This window comes from Streptomyces sp. NPDC002935 (genome assembly GCF_040611295.1).
In the GTDB taxonomy this organism is placed as follows: Bacteria; Actinomycetota; Actinomycetes; order Streptomycetales; family Streptomycetaceae; genus Streptomyces.
In genome coordinates, this window is sequence record NZ_JBEXNW010000009.1 from 98,230 (window position 1) to 117,737 (window position 19,508).

A 19,508-nucleotide genomic window follows, 5' to 3' on the forward strand; every position below is an offset into this window, starting at 1 on the left:
GGTGTACGGACTCCGTTTGTTCTCGGGTTGTATCTCGGGAGTGGTTCCGGGGTGGCTCTGGGGCGGTTCTGGGCGTGCTTCTCGGTGTGCTCGGGGAGCACCCGGTGTGGCAGGTGGCCGGGTCAGCGGCCGAAGACGTCCGCGAACCTGCGTCCGTCGACGACGGGGTACCCGAAGTCCGTCGCGTTGAAGGCCGTCGCGTACGTGCTCGTCAGGCCCGTGGTCGCGCCCCGCAGGACCCACGCCGCCCCGTCGTCGTATCCGTTGGGCAGGACGTCCTCGCCGAACGCGCCGACCGCCAGGTCCGCCCTGCCGTTGCCGTTGATGTCACGCAGCCGCAGCGAGGAGCCGAAGTGGTCGCCCGCCTCGGCGGCGCCCGGCACACCCGGCGTGGCCTGGTGGAAGGACTGGGCGCCGCTCGTGGTCAGGCCGCCCGAACTGCCCTTCAGGAAGACGACATTGCCGACGTTGCGGTGGCCGTCCACATCCTCGTACGAGGCGCCGACCGCGACGTCCGCGCGGCCGTCACCGGTCGCGTCGCCCACCGCCACGGCCGCGCCGAAGTCGTCGAACGCCTCGTCGGTGCCGGGGACTCCCGCGCTGGCCTGGGTATAGGTCGTGCCCGTGACGGGGAGCCCGGCCGCTCTGCCGTACCGGACGGTGAACGAACCACCCTGTGCGACAGCCGTGTCGCCGGTGACCAGATCGTCGTATCCGTCGCCGTTGATGTCTCCGCCCGCCACGGCCGACGCCCAGGAGGTGCCTCCCGGGGTGCCACCTTCGGCCAGCACCGAGTAGTTGTGGCCGAGGTCCCCGGGGCCGCCGCGCAGGAGGCCGACGTAGGTACTGGAGCTGGTGCCGTCGGCGGCCAGTTTCCGGCCGTGCACCACGTAGTCGCTGCCGTCGGTGCCGGAGAAGTGACCTGCGACGACACCGTCCAGTTGTACGTTCTCGGGCAGGAAACCGACTTCCGGCGCCAGTGCGCCGTCCTGGGAGGGCTTCCCGTCGGCGTACCACCAGAAGGTGTTGCCGCCCACGACGACCAGGTTGCCGGTCCCGTCGCCGTCGAGGTCGGCGAACGCGGTGCCCTCGCCGAAGAGGTCGGCCTCGGCCGTCGGGGCGGTGAGCGCCATGCCGCCGGACGTGAACGGTTTCGCCCCGCCCCACACGATGGTGACCGAGCCGCGCGGCTTGCCCGTGACCACCTCGCCGGGCGCGCCGACGATCAGATCGGCGTAGCCGTCACCGTCGACGTCGCCGCTGGTGACGTTCTCACCGAACCTGTCGTCGGACTCCGAGGTGCCCGGAACACCCGCCGTGTTCTGCGTGATGTTCACCGAGCGCGCGGGGCTGACACCGGAGGCCGAGCCGAAGAGGACGGTGACCGTGCCCCCGCTCGCCTTGGGGGTGCCGATGGCCAGGTCGCGGTAGCCGTCCCCGTTGAAGTCGTCCTGCAGCGCGGAGGGGGCCGCGACGGCGGCGGGGGCGCCGAGCCCCGCGACGGCGAGGACGGCAGCCGTGGCGACGGCCAGAGTGCGTGCGCGCAAGGTGATGCTCCCTGTCTGTGGAACCGCAGCCGGTGCGGCTTCGGTGACGTACGACCCGTGGAGTGGACAAAGGGTTGTACGTGAGGAAAGACAAGGTGAACGGCCCGCGCGGCCGCGGGGGGTTGGCCTAGTCGGCGGGGGTCGGCGGGGCGCCTGCCGCGAAGCCGCGCTCGCTCATCGGGCATCGGCATCGGCCGGGGCGGGGGTGCCGCCCCGGCCTGGAGAAGCCCTTCTGGTCAGTCGCCGATCCTCGGCAGAAGGGAGACGACGTTGCTGCCGCTCCGGGCGATCAGCACATCCTCGTAGAGCAGGATTTGGGGCGAGCGCCCGTAGGCGGGCCCCGACCCCGACTTGCCGGTGTCGATGTGACTGCGCCAGACCTGCTGACCCGTGCGCAGATCGAGGCCGGACAGATCTCCGGTCGGGCTGAAGAAGTACACGACCCCCTGCCCCGCCGACACCGCGGGAGACGCGATGCCCGACAACAGGTCCTTGTCGGGCATCGTGACGCCCACCGGGGCGGTCCACAGGGTCTTTCCCGTGGTCAGCGAGTAGGCGGAGGCCTTGCCCTTCCAGGACACGGAGATCAAACGGTCACCGACGACATCGGTGTTGGCCGCCAGCTCTCCCTTGATCCGGTACGTGTAGGAGGTCTGCTCCCCGGAGCCGCTGATGCTGGTCAGCCGGACGTCGCCGGCGGCATCCCGCCTTCCGCCCAGGACCAACCGGGTCTCCGAGGCCGCGAAGAGCTGCTGCCCGCCGGGAAGGGTAGTGACCTTCGTGGCGCTTCCGGTGGCGGGATCGAGACGGAAGACGTCGGTGTGGTCCGGGTTCGCGGAGTCCCGCAGGCACACGAGATAGGGCACACCGCCCAGCACCGCCCGTTGGCACACGATGCCCTTGTCCCAGGTGTGGTGCCACTTCTCCTTGCCGGTCAGCGGATCGAGGGCCGACATCGTGCGCAGCGACGGGGTGTTCGCCAGGACCGCGCCGTCGATGAGCATGGCGGCCTGGTCGGTGCGGTCGTCCTGCGGCATCTGGACCTTCCAGAGCACCTTGCCGGTGTCGGCGTCCACCGCCATCAGATCGGTACCACCCATGTAGTCCCCGGACGGCAGGTTCTTCGCGGTGTGATTGCGGTAGGCGTAGACCACGCCGTCGCGCACGGCGAACGGGTGGTCGATCCCGTCGCCTTCGCGATTGACCTTGACGGTCCACAGCCGCTCGCCGGTGTTGGCGTCGATCTTCGCGGCGTCGTACTTGGATCCGCTGCAGTACAGCGCGGAACCGTCCACCAGGCAGCCCCGCTCGCTGGCGCCCGGGGCATCGCTCTGCCACGGCTTCCAGCCCGCCGGTGAGGCCGCCGGCCGCGTAGGCCGGTGCTGCTCGGCCGTACCGCCGCCCCCGAAGCCGATCACCGCCCCGACGGTGATCGCGGCAACGGCCACCGCCGCCCCCGCGGCCTGCGAGAAGCGGCGCCGGTTGCGCCGCCGCACCACCTTCTCGACCAGATCCCCGGGCGCCCGCACCCCGTCCAGGGCGACGGCGTGCAGCGTCTCCCGGACCTTCCCCTCCACCTGTTCCGTCGTCATCCCTGGATCCCCTTCGACATATAGCTGAGCGGCTTCACCTGTTCGGCGGGCCCTTGGGGCCCGAGCTCCGGTACGAGCACCCGGAGCTTGGCGAGCGACCGGTACGCCGTACTGCGCACCGTGCCGACCGGGCACCCCAGCAGCGCCGCGACCTCGGCCTCCGGCAGGTCCTCGAAGTAGCGCAGTACGACCACGGCCCGCTGCCGCTTCGACAGCTGACCGAGCGCCGCCCACAGCGCGACCCGCAGCTCGGAGTCCGACCCGGTGCCGGCGTCCCCGCCCGACTCGGGCAGTACGGGCACCGTCGTCTCGGCGCGATGTCTGCGCAGCCGCCAGCGGTTGACCTGCTGTCGGTACAGGACCTGGCGGACATACGCCTCGGGCCGCTCGATGCGCGCCCAGCGCCCGTAGGCCTTCATCAGCGCAATCTGCAACAGATCCTCCGCGGCATGGCGGTCCCCGCCGGTGAGCAGCACCGCGAGCCGCAGCAGCGCGGTGGAGCGCATCTCCACGAAGTTCCGGAACTCGTCGTGACTTGAGGCCTCCATCGACCCTCCCCTTCTGACAACCACCACGACGCGACGAGCCGCCCGCAGCTATCCCTCATCCGGTGAGATTGTGTGTCCACACCAGGTCGGCGACGGCCTTGGGCCCGCGCCACGAGCCGCATTCTTGAACTGGCAGAGCTCATGGGACACTTGCGCCGCCCTGAACATGACCGCGCGGTAACGTGCAGAAGGAGCAGCGTCGTTGAGCGTGACCCTTGCAGGACAGATAGACATCGCGGGACCGGTCGGCAAGCTGCTCCACCGGCGCCCGCTCAAGAACGAAACCGTGATGCAGTCGGTCGGCGTGGACCCGGTGTCCGGAGACATCTTCACGCTTCAGCTGATGCAGGGCGGGCTGACCCTCAGCGGTGAGTCCGCTCCGGTGTCCTACGACGACCGGACCCTGCACGGCGACCTGTGTGTGACCCGCCTCAACCGGTCGGGCGCGATCACCGGGTACATGTACCTGCGGGGGTTCGGCCACGGCGTCAACCTGGGTGTCGAGAACCGTAGCGGCGTCATCCGCCTGTGGACCGAGACGGCGTCCGTGAAGAACTCGAAGAACGAGGGCTTCGGCACGGCCATCACCAACTTCGACTTCCGGTCCGGGACGGTGCTGGACTACGGGTCCTCCCTGCACAGCACGCCGTACACGCCCGCGCCGGGAGCCCTCTTCGTCACCCCCACCATCGACCGCAGCGCCAACCAGCTCATCGTCCGGTTCACCATCAACACCAACCAGACGTACTTCGAGCGGTACGACCTGACGCAGGCGGCGGCGGGCGTCTTCCAGCCCCTCCAGCGCCTGGCGCAGCCCACCGGCCTGGGCACCTTCCAGGGGTACGCGTCCCACAGCGGCGTTCTCTACCTGCTCAACGGCGAGGCCTACAGCAGCACCAATCCAGCGCCGGGCAACACGTACATCACCGCTCTCGAGTGGGCCACGGGGAACGTCCTGGACCGGCAGTTCGTCACCGCCGCGCCGGGTCTCGAGTGGCGCGAGCCCGAGGGCATCACCGTGGAAGTGGTGAGCGGTGTGCCGTACCTCCACTTCGGCTTCGCCTGCGAGGACCCCGGACCGCGCACCTGCACCATCGTGTCGTTCTCGGGGGCCCCCGAGGTCGACGGCGTCAAGGTGCTCACCGACTGGCAGACGATCCCCGTCGCCTCCGGTGTCACCGTCGACCAGAACGCGCCCAAGGGGCGCCTCATCAGCGTCAGCGGCGTGACGACACTCCAGCTCAGCGGCGGGATCAAGGGCAGCTTCGACGCCGACGCGGTCATCGGCACCCTGCCCGACACGCTCTCCCCGAGCATGGCGACCCGCTGCAACGTCCCCCGCAACAACGTCGGTGGCTACTGCACCGCCCGGGTCGAGGCCGGCGCCGACCGCCAACTGCGCCTCTTCGGCGGGAACTCCACCAATGTCATCACCTGGGCGCAGCTGGACAACTTCAACGCCGTCTGGCGCTGAACCCGCACCCCGCCCCCTCAGCCCTTCCGCACACGGCCTCGTCAAGGAGACCAACGACCATGTCCCACAGCCGCCGTAGCATCCTCGGTGCCGCTCTCGGCCTGCCCGCCACTGTCGCCGTCGGCACCCTCGCCACCGCCACCCCCGCGGCCGCCGCCGCCGTCGACGCCACCGCGTGGGCCGATCTGGTGCTGGAGCCCGGCATCACCCCGCAGACCGGTGCGACCCCGCAGGTCCGCACCGTCACCATCCTGGGCACCACGTTCCTCCAGGCCCGCGGCGCGATCACCTGCAGCTTCGCCACCGACACCAAGATCGCCACGCTTCCGGCGGCCATGACGTCGCCCACCTGGTACGTCCGCGCCACGGCCCCCCGGAACAACAGCCAGGGCATCAACGCCTGCCGCTTCGAGGTGAACACCGCCGGTTCCGTGACCATCTACGGCGCCACCAGCGGCAACCCGATCACCTGGGTCCAGTTCGACTCGATCCAGACGATCTGGCGATAGCGACAGGGGCCGCGTCCCACGAGCTGCCGCGACAAGGGCGGGAGCCCGGCAGGACCGCCGACCGCCGGGGCAGCACGTCAGTGCTCCCCGGCTTCGCACCCGGTCCGCGGGCAGCAGAGAACGGCGTCCCGACGGTCCGGGTGCGTATGTCCCGACGCGCGTTACTTCTTCACGGGGTCCAGGCAAAGGACGAACTTGTCGGCGTCCCACTCCTGCGCGAGCGCGGCCTCGCCGACGGTGCAGGCGTTGACGTCGAAGGTGTTCTCGACGACCTTGACGACCTTGTAGTTGGCGTCCTTGTCGTCGCAGCCCTTCGTCTCGACGTCGGGGTTGTTCTCGGAACCGGTGACCTTGACGCAGTCACCGACACCGGCGCGCACGGGGGAGTCGAAGACGTAACCGATGCCGAGCTTCACCACCACGGCGACGACGATCAGGACGACGACGCTGAGAAACTTCTTCAGTTTGCCCTTGCTGGCGGGCGCGTTGGCGGGCGCAGGCGCAGGCGCCGAGCCGGGTATGGGCTGGCCCTGGGGGAACTGCGGGTCTTGCGGGGCGGCGGGAGGCGTCGGAGCGCTCATCTGCGGTCTTCCTAGAGGTCGCATGGAGATCGAACGCGCGCACGCTACACGAGGCATAAGAACGAGGTAAACGCGAGGTAAGGCGGAGTCCTCGATGTCCCTGTCTGACATCCCTTCGCCCGCCGCGCACGGTGCCGACTTGTGTCATCCCCGGCTTCTCCCAGGTGTCCGCCCTGCCCGTGACCTGCGGCTCCCGGGGCCGAGCTATTCGCCGGTGGCGCCGTCGATGGCTTCGCGGAGGAGATCCGCGTGGCCGACGTGGCGGGCGTACTCCTCGATCACGTGCTCAAGGACGAACCGCACATCGGTGTCACCGAACTCCGGGTTCGGCACGATGCGCGCAAGGTCGTCACCCACCCGTCCGAACACCTGCCGCGACTCCTCACACGCCTTCAAGTAGTCCTCGTAGACAGCCTCGGCGGGCGTGGGGTCCGACTCGTCGTACCACTCGTCACCGGCAGGGGTGACGTAGGTCCTGTAAGGGAAGTACCGCGGGGTGGTGCCTGCCAGGGTCCGCTGGAACCAGGCACGCTCGACCCCCTGCAGATGCCGCATGAGCCCCAGCAGGGTCAACGCCGACGATCGCACCGGCCGTTGCCGCAGCTGTGCGTCCGACAGGCCCTCGCACTTCCACAGGAAGGTCGCCCGGTGGTAGTCGAGGTTCGAGGCGATCACCTCCAGCCATGAGCCCGATACCGCGCGCTCAGGCCGAACGATCTGCTGGACCACAATGTCGCTCACGCCGGGGGTCTCCCTACGTCATCAGGCTTGGTCGAGTAGGCGCCCGCAATCCGGGGTGGGCGGCGCCCTGTTGCCGCCCCACCCCACGCCAAGCGCCTCCGCCCAAGAAGACTGCCCTCCGCACCAAAACTCATCGCTCTGCGGAGCGGCGTCCTGGCATGAGGGCGTACTGGGTGGGGTGACTGCTGTTCGTCGTCAGGGCCGGCGTCACATCTGGACCAGGACGCAACCGCCGCTCCGCTACTGGCGGTTGCGGCGCGTGCTCTGCCGCGGTGGCAGGGTCAAGGTGATTTGCCGGACGAGCTGGTGGAAGCATGCGAGGGACGCGACAGCGGGCAGGCAAGCCCCGGTGATACCGGTGAAGGTCCTGTCCGCCTGTGCTACGCACAGCACTATCGCGACGGAGGAGAAGAGCAGAACGATGAACCATGAGTGCACAACTCGGCGCTGATGCAGGGCAGTCCGGAGGATGGAGAGAGAGGCCACCATCCAGGGGCCGTACACGAGAAGAGGCCACAGCGAGAACATTCCACCTCCCGTTCCGGACGTGATGTTCTGCAGAGGCTTGTAGGCGACCATGCCGCCGAAGACGCTGACCATCGCCACGATGACGGCAACGAGTGCGACGATGACGAAGCTGCCGATTTGCAACCACTTGAATCGGACTTTACGAACGCGCATCTTCCGATGCCCGGCAGAAGAGCGCCGGGTGGGCGGCAGTTGAGCGGTGATCTGCGCCAGATTCTCCATCGGGTCGGTGAAGTCGACATCGGATGAGGACTCGCTGCGAGGTGGCGGCACCCTGGCCGTCTGCTCCGCCGGAACAGCCTCCTGCATGAGATAGGCAAGTTCCTCGACCGGGTCCCAGCCCGCGTCGGGTGGGCTCAGCGGAACCCCTTCGCGCACGCTGTCGGCAGGTCCACCGTTCCAGCCAGTGCCCGACCCATAGGGGTATGCGTCGGAATACCCTTCACGCCACGCAAAGGAAGGGTCTACATAGTCATGATTCATAGGAATGCGCCCCTCGGGCGCGGTCCACGTGACGGCCGGAGCCCTCCTGGCCGTTCCACCGCGAATCGAGTTCCTCCTGGATCGCCTCCAGTAGCGCAACGAACTCGCGAAGCAGCGGCTCGGTGACCTGACGTTCGACCCGCGCGCCGTCCCCGATCACGGTGCCCTGTACCGCAAGGGCCGAGTATGTCGCACCAGGCGGGGAAGTATATTTCCCTACTGTCAGATCACGGACCGCAGTCAGATTATCCGTCCTCGCGTTGCGTTGAGGCAGGCCCTGGGACCTTGCTTTCGTCATATCCCGCTAACGCCGCTCCTCCTCCTCCAGATGCGCGGCAGAAGAGTGACCTGTCGTTGTGAAACGTGAGGAGCACATTTCTTAATTTATTTCCTACGTATCTCACTCACACTTTATGGTCCGAGCGGGACAGGGGCGATGAATACTGACGGTACGTTCCGAGAGCAGGTCGAGCGCCGCGGCGGAGCGGTGGAGGCCCCAGAGATCCCGGAGGCCGACGCCATGCTGTTGGTGGCGTCGTTGGAGGACGACCTGCCCGGGTGTTCGGGCCGGTGGCGTGGGAGCTCACGTCTCGTAACCCTGGAACCATCCCAGCCGTATTGACGTGCAGATATGGGGAGTGCCCGGGATGCCGTCCCGGATCGGGACATGGCTGCACAGGCCGACGGATGGATGCGAGTACGGACCACATGGACGCAATCCACGATGACGTAGCGGAGTTCGCGTTACTGCTGACGCGTCTGAAGGAGCGCACAGACCGCAGCTACGCGGCGCTGGGCCGCCGTCTGGGCATGAATGCCTCCACGCTGCACCGCTACTGCGCCGGAGAGGCGGTCCCCCTGGACTTCGCCGGCATCGAGCGGTTCGCCGCCCTCTGTGGAGCCGCCCCCGAGGAACGCGTGGAGTTGCACCGCCGGTGGATCCTGGCAGTCGCGGCACGGCAACGACCACGCCCATCCGATGCCCGGCGGGCACCGACGCCCCACGACACCACGAGCACCGCGGCATCGGCCGCATCCGCGAGCCACAGCAGCCCGGCGGACGAGACACCCGAGCCGACCTCGCCGCCCGCCCCGCGCCCCGAGCCGACCTCGCCGGCCGACCTGCGCCCCGAGCCGACCTCGCCGGCCGACCTGCGCCCCGAGCCGACCTGGCCGACCGACCTGCGCCCGGGGCCGACCTCGTCGGCCGACCGGCCGCCCCCCGCTCGGCGCCCCCGAAGACGGCCCGTGCGATCGATAGCACTGGCGGCCTCGCTCGCCGTCGCGCTCGCCGGCCTCACCACATCCGCTGCCGGACCCCCCTCCGTCGGCGGTGAGTCGTCGGCCTCCGCCCGCACCACGCCGATACCCTCCGCGTCGGCCACGCCCAGTGGCGGCAGTCCGCGGAAGAACCGGGCGAGCGCCGGCACGGTCTCACCGTCGGCCTCCGCCCGCACCGCACCGAAACCCTCCGCGCCGGCCACGCCCAGCGGCGGCAGCCCGCGGAAGTACCGGCCGAGCACCGGCACGGTCCCACCGTCGGTCCCCCTCACCTGGACGGCCAACTCCCACCTCTGGCAACTCGAATGCGACCATGACTACGTCATCGCCAAGCCACCGCGGCAGGTCCCGCCGCCGCCGACGCCGGGGGACGCCGCGGCCTGGGCCGCGTCCCAGCGGGCGGTGCACGGACGCACCACCGATCTGCGGATCTCGGTGCAGGGACGCGGCTCCGCCGCCGTCGTCCTGGAGGCCTTGCATGTGCGCGTGGTCAACCGCGCCACCCCCGCCGCCGGCCGGGGCATCGCCTACTCCATGTACGAAGGCTGCGGCGCCACCCTCGACCCCCGCTACTTCTCCGTGAACCTCGACGCGCCCCGGCCCCTGGCCCGTGCGATACCAGGCAGCCGCCCGGACTCACCCAGCTTCGCGGTCGACTTCCCCTACCAGGTGTCCCTGCAGGAGCCGGAGGTCCTGCTGCTCTCCGCGCGCACCGAGTCCTGCACCTGCGACTGGTACCTCGACCTCGACTGGTCCTCACAGGGCCGGACCGGCACGGTGCGCATCGACGACAACGGCCGCCCGTTCCGCACCACCAGCATCAACGGGCTACCGCAATACTGGTACCGCAACCCCGCCGGCTGGGTCCCCATGGCCGCCGCCGACGACACGACGGAAACTGCCGACTGACGAAGCAACAGGCCGTACAGCCCGGTCTGACAATCGACGACAACCAGCCAGCCAGCAAGTGTTCAGTAGGCCGTGCGACCGTTCTGGTCAGCCCCGGGGAAGCGGTCCCGATCGAGGCCGGTCACTTCGACATGATGAAATCCAGAGCGAAACCGGGAGCAGTCGTCCAGTAGGTGACACGCTGACCGTCGTTGGCGTACAACGTGTCGACGGGCATGGGGACATCGATCGGCTTGCCCGCGCTGCTGCCGGGCTTACGACCCTGGAGGCCGAGGGTGATGCTCTTCGCCTCGTACTCGTCCATGGGGCCGTTGACGAGCAGAGCGGCATATCCCTCTGATCGGTACGAGGTCGCCCGCGCCCTGTCGCTGCGGATAGAGGTGCGTTCCGGGCTGTCGCCGCCACACCACCCGTCTCCTCCCCGGACCGCTGTGGCGGGGGAGATGGGTGTCCCAGTGAATGGGTGAGTCGGGGAGATGGGCACTGGGGCAAGTGCACGCTCGTGCTCCGTTGTTGTCGGCGAGTCCCCGTGAGTCCCCGCCCGTTCTGGCACGGGAGTGGCACGGCGGACAGCACCACTCGATGACCCATATGGACGGCGGCGCAGGAGCTTCCCGGAGGGGTGTGCTCGGTACTGTCCTGAGAAGGGCACTCCGCAGTGCCCCGGGGATGAGGTTGAGAAGGGGAGACCGTGCTGACCCAGGCAATTGGAGCCGTGTTGCCGACGGCACTCGCGGTCGCCCTCAGCCCCTTCCCGCTGATCGGGATCGTGCTGATCCTGGCCGGCCGACACGGCCGACGCAACGGCCTGCTGTTCACGGTCGGGTGGATCGCCGGGCTCGGGATCGCGGCAACGCTCGTTGTGTTCGTGTTCGGTGGAGCCGACAACCCCGAAAGCCCCTCGTCAGCGATCGCGGACTGGGGGCGGGTGCTCGCCGGAGTGGCTCTCATCGTGCTGGGGGTGCGCACTTGGTGGCAGCGTCCGGGTGTCGACAGCGAGACCGAGACGCCACGCTGGATGGCTTCACTCGATGACGTCTCGGCCCTGCGGGCGCTGGTCCTCGGTGCGCTGCTGTCGGGTGCCAACCCGAAGAACCTCGTTCTGACGGCCTCGGCGGCCACGTCGATCGTCGAAACGGGGGCTCACAATGGCGATCTCATTGTGGCCGTCACCGTCTTCGTTCTCGTCGGATCCTGCACCGTCCTGGGTGCCGTCATCATCCATCTGCTCGGCGGACAACGTGCGGCTTCGTTCCTGGACAGTGTCAGGCAATTCATGATCACCAACAACGCCGTGATCACCGCGATCGTGCTCCTCCTTCTGGGCGCCAGCATCCTGGGCGACGGACTCACGGGACTTGGCCGGTGAGTCCTCCCGTCGTCAGCACGGATGAGGCGTCAAGCAGAACGACTTCGTTCAGTCGTCCGTGACGCTGGCATCTCGGCTATGGCGAGAGTTGTGGATCATCTGGTGCACGCAGGGGAGTACGAGACCGTGTTCCGCTCCGTAGGGCGCGCGGACTCTGACGCGGACTGATCGCCTCGATGCGAACTATGGGCGCGGCGGTCACTGAGGTCTGCTGGGCAGGCCGTCCGGTCGTCTGGGGCTGGTGGCGGTTGGTCACGGGTCTGGGGGTTGCTGTACTTCACTGCGGTACGGCAACAGCGACGGCCTCATGCGTCGAGGTCACCCGCATTGGTATATGCGGTGCGGGTCATGGAGGGCGATGGACGTCCCGATGATCACGAGAGTCAACCCCAACTGCCCTTTCAGGGCCGCGACTGTCCGTTGCTTCGCCGTCGGCTGCAGCGCGGGTATCCGGTAAGCAAGTACGGTCGAAACCACGCCGATGATGGCCAGGGCCATGCCCGCGATCACCCTGAATGGGTCGAACATTTCCCGGGAGGTTTCCGGCAATTCGCCGGGAGCGATACACCCGGTGCTAAACGCCACAATGAGCAAGCTCGGGTACGCCAGAGCGACGGCGATGCAGACCGCCTCCACCACCACAAACGCCAGGCCCGACTTCCAGGCCGGCTTTGCCTTCACATCCTCTGGCAATGTCCACCCCTCTCGACCTGCACCTACTGAGGTGACACGAGTGTGGCACGACGTTCCTGCTCCAGCGGATCGAGGTCGGGCTGGGTACAGCACCCTCCCCAACCCGCCCGCCGCGCCGCCGAGGCTTCTGCAAGCTACGCGGTCAACGGAGCCTCAGTGACCGAGGCAAGCAGGCGGTCTCGTAGGCCAGCGGAGCCTCACCGGCTTAGCCGGGGGACTTGACCCCGTGGCCGCATCCTTATCAGGTCGATCACGCAGGATGGGCGTACTGGGTCAATCGACCTTCGGCCTGGATCACTGGTCCGCTGAGGTTCGGTCTTGACCGCCGCCGTCCGCCCCTGTTGGTGTCAGCCACTGGTGTCAGACATCGGCGCCGCACTTGACGACCCTTCTCCCCAGCAGTAGGGGGCTGGCTCCGCAGGTGCGCTCGGACGAGCAGCAGCGCGATACACGGTGATCAGCTGAGTTGCCGAATCGAGGGCTGCTGTGAGGGGCTGGGCGCCAATCACGCAGCTAGCTACCGCTCCGAGCCATACCCTCGGTCTCCCATGGCGGGTTGCAGTCGCGGTGCCGAAGGATCGCAGTGATCCTGGCAGTGGAGCGTGGCCGGCGCCGCATGGGCGTTGTGCGTCGGTGACCGTGCTACACAGGAAGGCAGCGGCCATGGCAGCGATGCGGAACGAGACACAGAGGGGACACGGGGGGCAAGACAGCAGCGAAGGGCTCAGCAGCGCGTCCCTGTTCGCCGGAGCCGTGATGATGCTCAGCGGACCGCTCAGCATTCTCATGGGGGCATCCGGCATCGCAGAAGACAACCTGTTTGCCGCGTCCCAGTACGCGTATCGGTTCGACCTGACCGCTTGGGGCTGGATTCACATTGTGGTCGGACTGGCGCTCGTCATTGCTGGCTTGGGGGTCGTGACAAACAAGAGCTGGGGTCGCGGAGCCGGTGCGGCGGCGGCAGGGATCAGCCTGATCACCCAGTTCATGTTCGTTCCGTACTACCCGGCCTGGGCCATCCCCATGATGACGCTTGACCTCCTGATCATCTTTGCGCTGACGAGGTTCCATGCCGGAACCAACGGCGGTCGGTGACACACCTCAGCCCACCACCCTCCCCAGCTCCCATCCCGTCCGCCGTCGACCCACACCGTGGAGCGGGCGTGGTTCCTGGCGTCTAGGTGGAGCGCGCCACTGTACGAACGACCTGGACGCCAGGGGCCGCGTCTGCTCGGCTCTGCCTGGGTCGATGGCGGACGGGATGGGAGCCTCCGCGCTCGCCACTACGGACCCGCGGTCGGGAACGGCGCCCCTTCCATCCCGGTGCCGGCCGATCCCCCGCCGGAGGCATTGCCTTGACCTTGGGCCGCGTGATCCGGTTGCACCTGCTGCCTGCCTTCCGCGATCGTCCGCTGGCCTCGATCACCACGGCGCAGGTGCGGGCCTGGCGTACGGCGTGCCTGACACGGACCGGTGAGCCGACCGTGGTCAAGGCGTACCAGATCATGCGGGCGATCCTGAATACGGCCGTCGATGACGAGCTGATCCGCCGCAACCCCTGCCGGATCAAGGGTGCCGGCCGCTACGACGTGCCGGAGCGGCCGGTCCTCACCGTGGCGGAGGTGTACGCCGTGGCCGACTCGATCGCTCCGCGGTATCGGCTGCTCGTCCTTCTGGCCGCGTTCACTGGACTGCGCTTCGGGGAGTTGGCCTCGCTCCGCCGGCGCGACGTCGACACCGAGAACGCCGCGCTCATGGTCCGTCGCTCGCAAGCTGAGATGCAGACCGGAGCTCTCTTCGACAAGGCGCCGAAGTCCGACGCCGGGGTCCGGCCCGTGGCCTTCCCGAACGAACTCCTGCCAGATGTGAAGGCGCACCTCGACGGTTTCGCCGGGGCCGGACGCGATGGACACGTCTTTCTCGGTCCCCAGGGCGGACAGCTCCGCAGGAGCAACTTCCGGGATGACTGGATCAAGGGGCGGACAAAGGCAGGCATCACAGCAGACGTGCACTTCCACGATCTCCGGCACACGGGCAATACCCTCGCTGCTTCCGGCGCGAGCCTGCGGGAGCTGATGACCAGGATGGGCCACAGCACCCCGCGCGCGGCGCTGATCTATCAGCACGTGGTGAGCGGCCGTGACCGTGAGATCGCGGATCGGCTCGGCTCGATGATCCGCAAGACGCGGGGAGATACGGACGCCTAGGCGGGCTTGTGGCACGAGCGTGGCACGGCCGGGATCACGGCAAAGGGCCAGTTCCAGAGGATCAAGCCTCTGAACTGGCCCTTTATCGTGTGCCCCCGGCAGGATTCGAACCTGCGACACCCGCTTTAGGAGTTCGATCTACGCCTGTCCCTGGGGCCGTCGTCGGCAGGTCCGGCGGTCGTTCGGGGGTGCTGCCGTATGCCGCCGTCCGGCCTCGTTGATGTCAGCCGTGGATGTCAGAAGTCGTCCTGCTGATGTCGGTCAGCGGTTGATCGGGATCTCGTAGACGATCTCGCAGTGAGCGGCGGGCACGACGATGTCCGCGGTCTCCACGGGCCGCCCCTGGTCGCTGTAGTACGTCCGCCGGATGTGCGTTACGAGGGCGGCCTTCTGGATGCCGAGAAGCGACGCCTCCTCGGCGGTCGCCTGCCGCGGCTCCGGCTGCTCCACGGCATGGCTGACGTTGACGCCGATCGCGGCCATGCGGTTCACGACACCCTCCCCGGCATGCGGCCCTCCCTCGGGGAGGACGACGAGAGTGCCGGCCGTGAGGTCGTACGGCTCCCAGCTCGTCGACAGCTGTACGGGCCTGCCGTCAGCCAGGAACTCGTACACCGTCCGGACGCACAGCTCGCCCTCGGCGATGCCCAGCCTGGCCGCGATCTCCGCTGGAGCCGGCACCTTGGCGTCGGTTCGGCTCTCCCAGTCGCCCTGTCTGCCCAGCGCCTTCATGTCCGTGCGGAACGGGGACCCTTGGGGCTGCTCGCGCGCCGATGAACGCACCACCCGCACCCGCTTCCGGGGCTCGGCGACGTACGTGCCCGATCCGGCGCGGCCCTCCAGCACTCCTTGCGAGATCAGCAACTCCTGAGCCCGGCGGACCACGTTCTCGCCCACGCCGCATTCCTGGCTGATCTGGGCGCGGGACGGGAGGCGGTCCCCCGGCTCCCATACGTGCTCCGCGATCCGCTGCCGGAGTTCGTCGGCGATGCGGAGATAGGGCGGCTGCTCAGGCATATGGAAAATCTAGTCCACTAGCTCTAATCTAGTTAACTAGCTTCACTGAAAGTGATCGCTGGTGACGGAGGCTGCCCTGTGCCCACTTCGGGAGTTAGCGCGGCGGCCCTCGCTGCCCGGCTGTCCGCCATCGGGCTCCCCGTGCGCCTGGAGGAGCACGCCTTACACACGTCAGTCGAAGCGGAGGTGCCGGAATCGCTCTCCGTCGAGTCCTGGCGGGAGGTCCTGGAAGTGGTGGCCGAGGCCGATCGATTCGGGCTCCTTGCCACCAGCCTGAACGGCCGCACCCTCTGGGCGGTCGTACGCAAAACGGTCCCCGCGACGGGCGATGTCGGGGGACCGGGCCATCAGCGATAGGAGCTGAACAGCGTGCTCAACCGTATCCGCCGCGCCGTCTCCCTCACCAGGGCGCGTCACTCCGCCAGGGGCAGGCACCGCCGCCCTTTAACGGCCGTCCGTCCGCCGACCGCTTCTGCTTTCCCCGCGTCCGCTGATGCGTTGACGGTCGTCCTCGGCCGGACTTCCACCGACGCGGAGCACCGGCACTCGCTCGCAGGTGAGGACATCGCGCTCGTACGCCCGTACGTGCTGGCCTGGGAGAAGCGTGTGCGTACGCGCTCGTTGGTCGTCGTTCCCCATCTGCCGATCAGTGCGTGGTCGGCCCTCGCGGGGGTCCACTGATGCCCTCGATGTCCTCAATGCCGTCTCGTCGACATCTCCGCAGCGCGGACGCCTCGGCCGTTCCCTACCGCTCGACCGCCTGCCGCATCGGCACGCACCTTGCCTGCGCGGAGTCCTCCCCGGCTTCGGCCCCGGCCGGCCTTCCTGTGATCTACGAAGCGTGCGACTGTCCGTGCCACCCGGCAGCCGACCGATTCCCCACCGCGGAGGTGGAGCGATGAACGCATGGGCCCCCGGCGGCGCGCTGGTCGCCAGCGTCGAGGTCACCGCGGCCACCGTGCAGCGCGGCGACGTCATCCAAGTTGGCGGTCGTGCCTGCCGGGTGAGAGACCTCTTCCAGCTCTCTCAGGGGGCCAAGCAACTGGTCTTCGAGTCGGGCGAGCTGCTGACCATCCACGCGCGTACCCGGCTCGTCGCCGTGCGGTCGGTGAGAAGGCGGTGACCGGGTCCGTGCCCTCTCGCCATCACGACATCGCCGACGATCTCCGCCGCCAGATCGCGACCGGCCGACTCCAGCCCGGTGAACGCCTGCGGTCCGAGGCCGACTTGGCCGACCGGTACAAGGTCAGCACGGTGACGCTACGGAGAGCTCTCTCCGTGCTTCAGGTGGAGGGCCTCGTCGAGAAGATCCACGGCAAGGGCAACTTCGTCCGTCTCCCCCTTCGCAAGATCATGTACGTCGGCGGCTGGGGAACCCTGGACCCGTGGACCGCGGCCGAAGCGGCTCTGCGTGTCACCGTTCGCACCACCACGGTCCAAGCGCACGGACAGCTCACGACCTTGCTCAACGTCCCTGCGGGCAGTCCTCTCGCCGAGTTTTCGTGCCTCAGCCTCGAAGAAGCGTCACCGCACGGACTGGCCCGCATCTACATCCCGTGCGACTTGGCGCCAGTCGGAGTGCTCGGCGAAGAATCCGCGTACGGGGAAGCGGCCACGAGATTCGCCGTGCTCGGTCCTGCGCCGGCCGCTGTCCGGGAGACGGTATGCGCCCGCCCCCCAACACCGGATGAAGCAACGGCCCTTCGGATCGGCTCCACCGTGCCCGTCCTCGCCATCACGCGCACCGCGACCGACTCCGCCGGGCGCGTGATCGAAGCCGCGTTACTGGCCTTCCCGGGCGACCGCATCGACGCGGTCTTCACCACCCACCACGTGATCGACGAGAGGCAGACGCAAGGATGACGACACAAGACGAACTGCGGCTCCTCCCGTGGTCGGGCCCCGAAGGCAACCCCTGCTACCTGAGCACCGACGACCGGGACGGCTTCATGTCCCGCCTGGCGGACAACATCGAGGCGGTCCAACTCGGCACGGCGGCCGAGCTGCTGGAGCGAGCCTCCGAAACACTCGACGACCAGGACACGGACCCGGAGGAGAAGCAACGCCTGGCGAAGGACCTGACCGGGGCCCTACGAGACGTCCTCCGCGTCGCGATCAGCCGCGGTCACCTGCTGGCGGTGAACGAACCACACGGCACCTGAAGACGCGTCCGCACAACGGCGCTTGCCGATGACTCTCCTCACTTCCGCACGGGTAGGGGAGCCCGAAGATCAACCCGGGCTCCCCTACCCGCCGCGCTGTGCGACCCGGTGCAGACGCATCGCACACCGACACAGAGACGGACCCTCGTGCGACCGCGTGAACCTCAGCCGCCGAAAGTCAGCCACAACGGCGGGAGCGCCGACCGACCAGGCGCGCGTGGCCTCGCTGCACCCCCACCGCGCTCAGCCATGCAGTCCGGTGACATCCACCAGAGCATGTAGCGACGGCAGAAGCGTGCTGACGAGGCTTTAGCGTGGCGACTTCTTCGTCCCGAAGCAATTTGGGTGACCGCCTGACCTTGGGTCGCTGCGTCTCTCACCTTCTCCGATGGTCCGCAGGCGTCCACGCTTGTCCGCCGCTGTCCGTCGGCGTTGTCACGCAGTTAGACACTCGCCCCGTCGCGCCTCCTGGCTCGGTTACTGCACCAGGGATCTGACGCGCCAACTCCTCATCAATGGTCTCTGTGTGCCGTCGTTGCTGTCGGCCCTGACCGGTGGCACGGGCGATTGCGACTCGATGCGGGGTGGGTCCGGGCCGTCGGCGGCGTTCTCTGGGGTTAGGTTGCTGAAGGCTCGTCGGCGATGAGGTCCAGAAGTTGGTCGGGGGTGAGAGTGGCAAGATCGACGGAGTGGTCTTCGCGCACGAGTCGTGCCGCCGCCTGCTGCGCCCTGAGCTGTTGGGCGCGTTCGATGAGCTCGCTGGCGCGGCGTCGTTTGTGGATACGGTCGGCGATGTCCGCGACCGCGAGCATGGCCGATGGAATGGACACGACCAGGGACGTTACTGCGACGGGATCGACACCCTTGATGTCCGGATCGTTTGCTGGTTCCGCTGTCGGAGCTGGTTCGGGTTGGTAGCCCCAGCTCGCGGTCAATGCGGCGACGCTCTTTCCTGCGGCTTCGATGTCCGCTCCGATAAACTCGATGATCATAGTTCCTCGTTTCCGTTGCCAGTGGCCTTCAGTAGCTCATCAAGCTGGTCAACAGCGTCCGCGAAACCGATCTTGGCGGCAGCGGCTCGGCTCGTCTGAAACACCTGTCGGGCCTGCCCGCGTTCACCTGCGGCCAGCAGAAGTTGCCCCAAGGCAGCCCCGACGACCGTGATGCCATCCAGCCGTTGAAGCTTCAAAAAAAGCTGAAACGAGGTGACGAGCCTCGGCACCACCGCGTCGAGATCCTGGCGACTCAGATCGATTCGCGCAAGGCTCCAGTTGGCTGCCGCGATGCCGTCCATGTCGCCGAGCTGCTCATTGACTTCCAAGCGCTTGAGCTGGAGTTCGAGGGCCTCGTCGACCTCGCCCCGCCGCTCGAAGATGTCGGCGATCTTTCCCCAGGTGACCGCGACCTCGCGGGTGGCACCGATCCGCTCGTACACCGGCAGGGTGACCTCGCGGCGGATCCGCAACGCCTCGTCGACCTCGCCCCGCCGCTCGAAGATGTCGGCGATCTTTCCCCAGGTGACCGCGACCTCGCGGGTGGCACCGATCCGCTCGAATGCCGGCAGGGTGACCTCGCGGTGGATCCGCAACGCCTCGTCGGCCTCGCCCCGCTGCTCGAAGATGTCGGCGATCTTTCCCCAGGTGATCGCGGCCGAGCGGGTGTCACCGATCCGCTCGAATGCCGGCAGGGTGACCTCGCGGTGGATCCGCAACGCCTCGTCGGCCTCGCCCCGCTGCTCGAAGGTGTCGGCGATCTTTCCCCAGGTGATCGCGACCTCGCGGGTGGCACCGATCCGCTCGAATGCCGGCAGGGTGACCTCGCGGTGGATCCGCAACGCCTCGTCGGCCTCGCCCCGCTGCTCGAAGTG

21 protein-coding genes and 1 pseudogene are annotated in these 19,508 nt (G+C 68.2%); 11 read left to right on the plus strand and 11 right to left on the minus strand.

Annotation, left to right across the window (positions count from 1 at the left end; genetic code table 11):
- Window positions 1–122: 122 nt before the first annotated feature.
- The 3 genes from ABZX90_RS14445 to ABZX90_RS14455 all read right to left on the minus strand — a co-directional run bounded on the left by ABZX90_RS14445 (window position 123) and on the right by ABZX90_RS14455 (window position 3,687).
- Window positions 123–1,547, minus strand: coding sequence for an FG-GAP-like repeat-containing protein (locus ABZX90_RS14445; RefSeq protein ID WP_355204767.1), 1,425 nt, complete (start codon window positions 1,545–1,547; stop codon window positions 123–125).
- 236 nt (window positions 1,548–1,783) lie between these two features.
- Window positions 1,784–3,139 (minus strand): PQQ-binding-like beta-propeller repeat protein, encoded by a 1,356-nt coding sequence (locus ABZX90_RS14450; protein WP_351120393.1) that lies wholly within the window; start codon window positions 3,137–3,139, stop codon window positions 1,784–1,786.
- A complete protein-coding gene (locus ABZX90_RS14455; RefSeq protein ID WP_351120391.1) occupies window positions 3,136–3,687 on the minus strand; it encodes a SigE family RNA polymerase sigma factor in 552 nt (183 codons plus the stop codon). Before ABZX90_RS14455 ends, ABZX90_RS14450 begins: the two co-directional genes overlap by 4 nt.
- Window positions 3,688–3,895: 208 nt before the next feature.
- Here ABZX90_RS14455 and ABZX90_RS14460 point away from each other — a divergent pair, with 208 nt between their 5' ends.
- Together ABZX90_RS14460 and ABZX90_RS14465 are read left to right on the plus strand one after the other, a co-directional pair.
- Window positions 3,896–5,161, plus strand: coding sequence for a hypothetical protein (locus ABZX90_RS14460; RefSeq protein WP_355205073.1), 1,266 nt, complete (start codon window positions 3,896–3,898; stop codon window positions 5,159–5,161).
- Between the two features lie 59 nt (window positions 5,162–5,220).
- Window positions 5,221–5,670 carry a hypothetical protein gene (locus ABZX90_RS14465; RefSeq protein ID WP_351120389.1) on the plus strand — a complete coding sequence of 150 codons (450 nt, stop codon included), beginning with the start codon at window positions 5,221–5,223 and terminating at the stop codon, window positions 5,668–5,670.
- A gap of 161 nt (window positions 5,671–5,831) precedes the next feature.
- Here ABZX90_RS14465 and ABZX90_RS14470 read toward each other — a convergent pair whose 3' ends face one another.
- The 3 genes from ABZX90_RS14470 to ABZX90_RS14480 all read right to left on the minus strand — a co-directional run bounded on the left by ABZX90_RS14470 (window position 5,832) and on the right by ABZX90_RS14480 (window position 8,003).
- Window positions 5,832–6,251 (minus strand): hypothetical protein, encoded by a 420-nt coding sequence (locus ABZX90_RS14470; protein WP_351120387.1) that lies wholly within the window; start codon window positions 6,249–6,251, stop codon window positions 5,832–5,834.
- Window positions 6,252–6,455: 204 nt separating this feature from the next.
- Complete coding sequence (locus tag ABZX90_RS14475; protein WP_351120385.1) at window positions 6,456–6,992, minus strand: DinB family protein; 537 nt, start codon at window positions 6,990–6,992, stop codon at window positions 6,456–6,458.
- Between the two features lie 240 nt (window positions 6,993–7,232).
- Window positions 7,233–8,003: a DUF2637 domain-containing protein gene (locus tag ABZX90_RS14480; RefSeq protein ID WP_351120383.1), complete on the minus strand. Its 771-nt coding sequence runs from the start codon at window positions 8,001–8,003 to the stop codon at window positions 7,233–7,235.
- Window positions 8,004–8,711: 708 nt separating this feature from the next.
- Here ABZX90_RS14480 and ABZX90_RS14485 point away from each other — a divergent pair.
- Window positions 8,712–10,193, plus strand: coding sequence for a helix-turn-helix domain-containing protein (locus ABZX90_RS14485; RefSeq protein WP_355204773.1), 1,482 nt, complete (start codon window positions 8,712–8,714; stop codon window positions 10,191–10,193).
- 121 nt (window positions 10,194–10,314) lie between these two features.
- Here ABZX90_RS14485 and ABZX90_RS14490 read toward each other — a convergent pair whose 3' ends face one another.
- Window positions 10,315–10,497 carry a hypothetical protein gene (locus ABZX90_RS14490; protein ID WP_355204776.1) on the minus strand — a complete coding sequence of 61 codons (183 nt, stop codon included), beginning with the start codon at window positions 10,495–10,497 and terminating at the stop codon, window positions 10,315–10,317.
- 411 nt (window positions 10,498–10,908) lie between these two features.
- Here ABZX90_RS14490 and ABZX90_RS14495 point away from each other — a divergent pair, with 411 nt between their 5' ends.
- Window positions 10,909–11,562, plus strand: a complete 654-nt coding sequence (locus ABZX90_RS14495) for a GAP family protein (RefSeq protein WP_355205075.1) — start codon at window positions 10,909–10,911, stop codon at window positions 11,560–11,562.
- 318 nt (window positions 11,563–11,880) lie between these two features.
- On the opposite strand, the gene ABZX90_RS14500 is transcribed toward ABZX90_RS14495, so the two are convergent.
- Window positions 11,881–12,255 carry a hypothetical protein gene (locus ABZX90_RS14500; protein WP_355204778.1) on the minus strand — a complete coding sequence of 125 codons (375 nt, stop codon included), beginning with the start codon at window positions 12,253–12,255 and terminating at the stop codon, window positions 11,881–11,883.
- A 663-nt stretch (window positions 12,256–12,918) separates the two neighbouring features.
- On the opposite strand from ABZX90_RS14500, the gene ABZX90_RS14505 reads away from it, so the two are divergent.
- A complete protein-coding gene (locus ABZX90_RS14505) occupies window positions 12,919–13,350 on the plus strand; it encodes a hypothetical protein (RefSeq protein ID WP_351120373.1) in 432 nt (143 codons plus the stop codon).
- Between the two features lie 275 nt (window positions 13,351–13,625).
- Window positions 13,626–14,462, plus strand: coding sequence for a tyrosine-type recombinase/integrase (locus ABZX90_RS14510; RefSeq protein ID WP_355204781.1), 837 nt, complete (start codon window positions 13,626–13,628; stop codon window positions 14,460–14,462).
- 261 nt (window positions 14,463–14,723) lie between these two features.
- Here ABZX90_RS14510 and ABZX90_RS14515 read toward each other — a convergent pair whose 3' ends face one another.
- Window positions 14,724–15,479, minus strand: coding sequence for a GntR family transcriptional regulator (locus tag ABZX90_RS14515; protein WP_355204784.1), 756 nt, complete (start codon window positions 15,477–15,479; stop codon window positions 14,724–14,726).
- Window positions 15,480–15,557: 78 nt separating this feature from the next.
- On the opposite strand from ABZX90_RS14515, the gene ABZX90_RS14520 reads away from it, so the two are divergent.
- The 5 genes from ABZX90_RS14520 to ABZX90_RS14540 all read left to right on the plus strand — a co-directional run bounded on the left by ABZX90_RS14520 (window position 15,558) and on the right by ABZX90_RS14540 (window position 17,641).
- Window positions 15,558–15,836: a hypothetical protein gene (locus ABZX90_RS14520; protein WP_355204787.1), complete on the plus strand. Its 279-nt coding sequence runs from the start codon at window positions 15,558–15,560 to the stop codon at window positions 15,834–15,836.
- Window positions 15,837–15,977: 141 nt separating this feature from the next.
- Window positions 15,978–16,160, plus strand: coding sequence for a hypothetical protein (locus ABZX90_RS14525; protein ID WP_355204790.1), 183 nt, complete (start codon window positions 15,978–15,980; stop codon window positions 16,158–16,160).
- A 217-nt stretch (window positions 16,161–16,377) separates the two neighbouring features.
- Window positions 16,378–16,602, plus strand: coding sequence for a hypothetical protein (locus ABZX90_RS14530; RefSeq protein ID WP_355204793.1), 225 nt, complete (start codon window positions 16,378–16,380; stop codon window positions 16,600–16,602).
- Window positions 16,599–17,342, plus strand: coding sequence for a GntR family transcriptional regulator (locus ABZX90_RS14535; RefSeq protein ID WP_355204796.1), 744 nt, complete (start codon window positions 16,599–16,601; stop codon window positions 17,340–17,342). Before ABZX90_RS14530 ends, ABZX90_RS14535 begins: the two co-directional genes overlap by 4 nt.
- Window positions 17,339–17,641 (plus strand): hypothetical protein, encoded by a 303-nt coding sequence (locus ABZX90_RS14540; RefSeq protein WP_355204799.1) that lies wholly within the window; start codon window positions 17,339–17,341, stop codon window positions 17,639–17,641. The genes ABZX90_RS14535 and ABZX90_RS14540 overlap by 4 nt, the downstream gene beginning before the upstream one ends.
- Before the next feature lie 617 nt (window positions 17,642–18,258).
- On the opposite strand, the gene ABZX90_RS14545 is transcribed toward ABZX90_RS14540, so the two are convergent.
- Both ABZX90_RS14545 and ABZX90_RS14550 read right to left on the minus strand, forming a co-directional pair.
- Entirely contained in the window at window positions 18,259–18,633 is a 375-nt protein-coding gene (locus ABZX90_RS14545) for a hypothetical protein (protein ID WP_355204802.1), read from the minus strand.
- A pseudogene (locus ABZX90_RS14550) lies at window positions 18,630–19,508 on the minus strand (hypothetical protein); the annotation flags it as partial. The pseudogene ABZX90_RS14550 and the gene ABZX90_RS14545, both read right to left, overlap by 4 nt.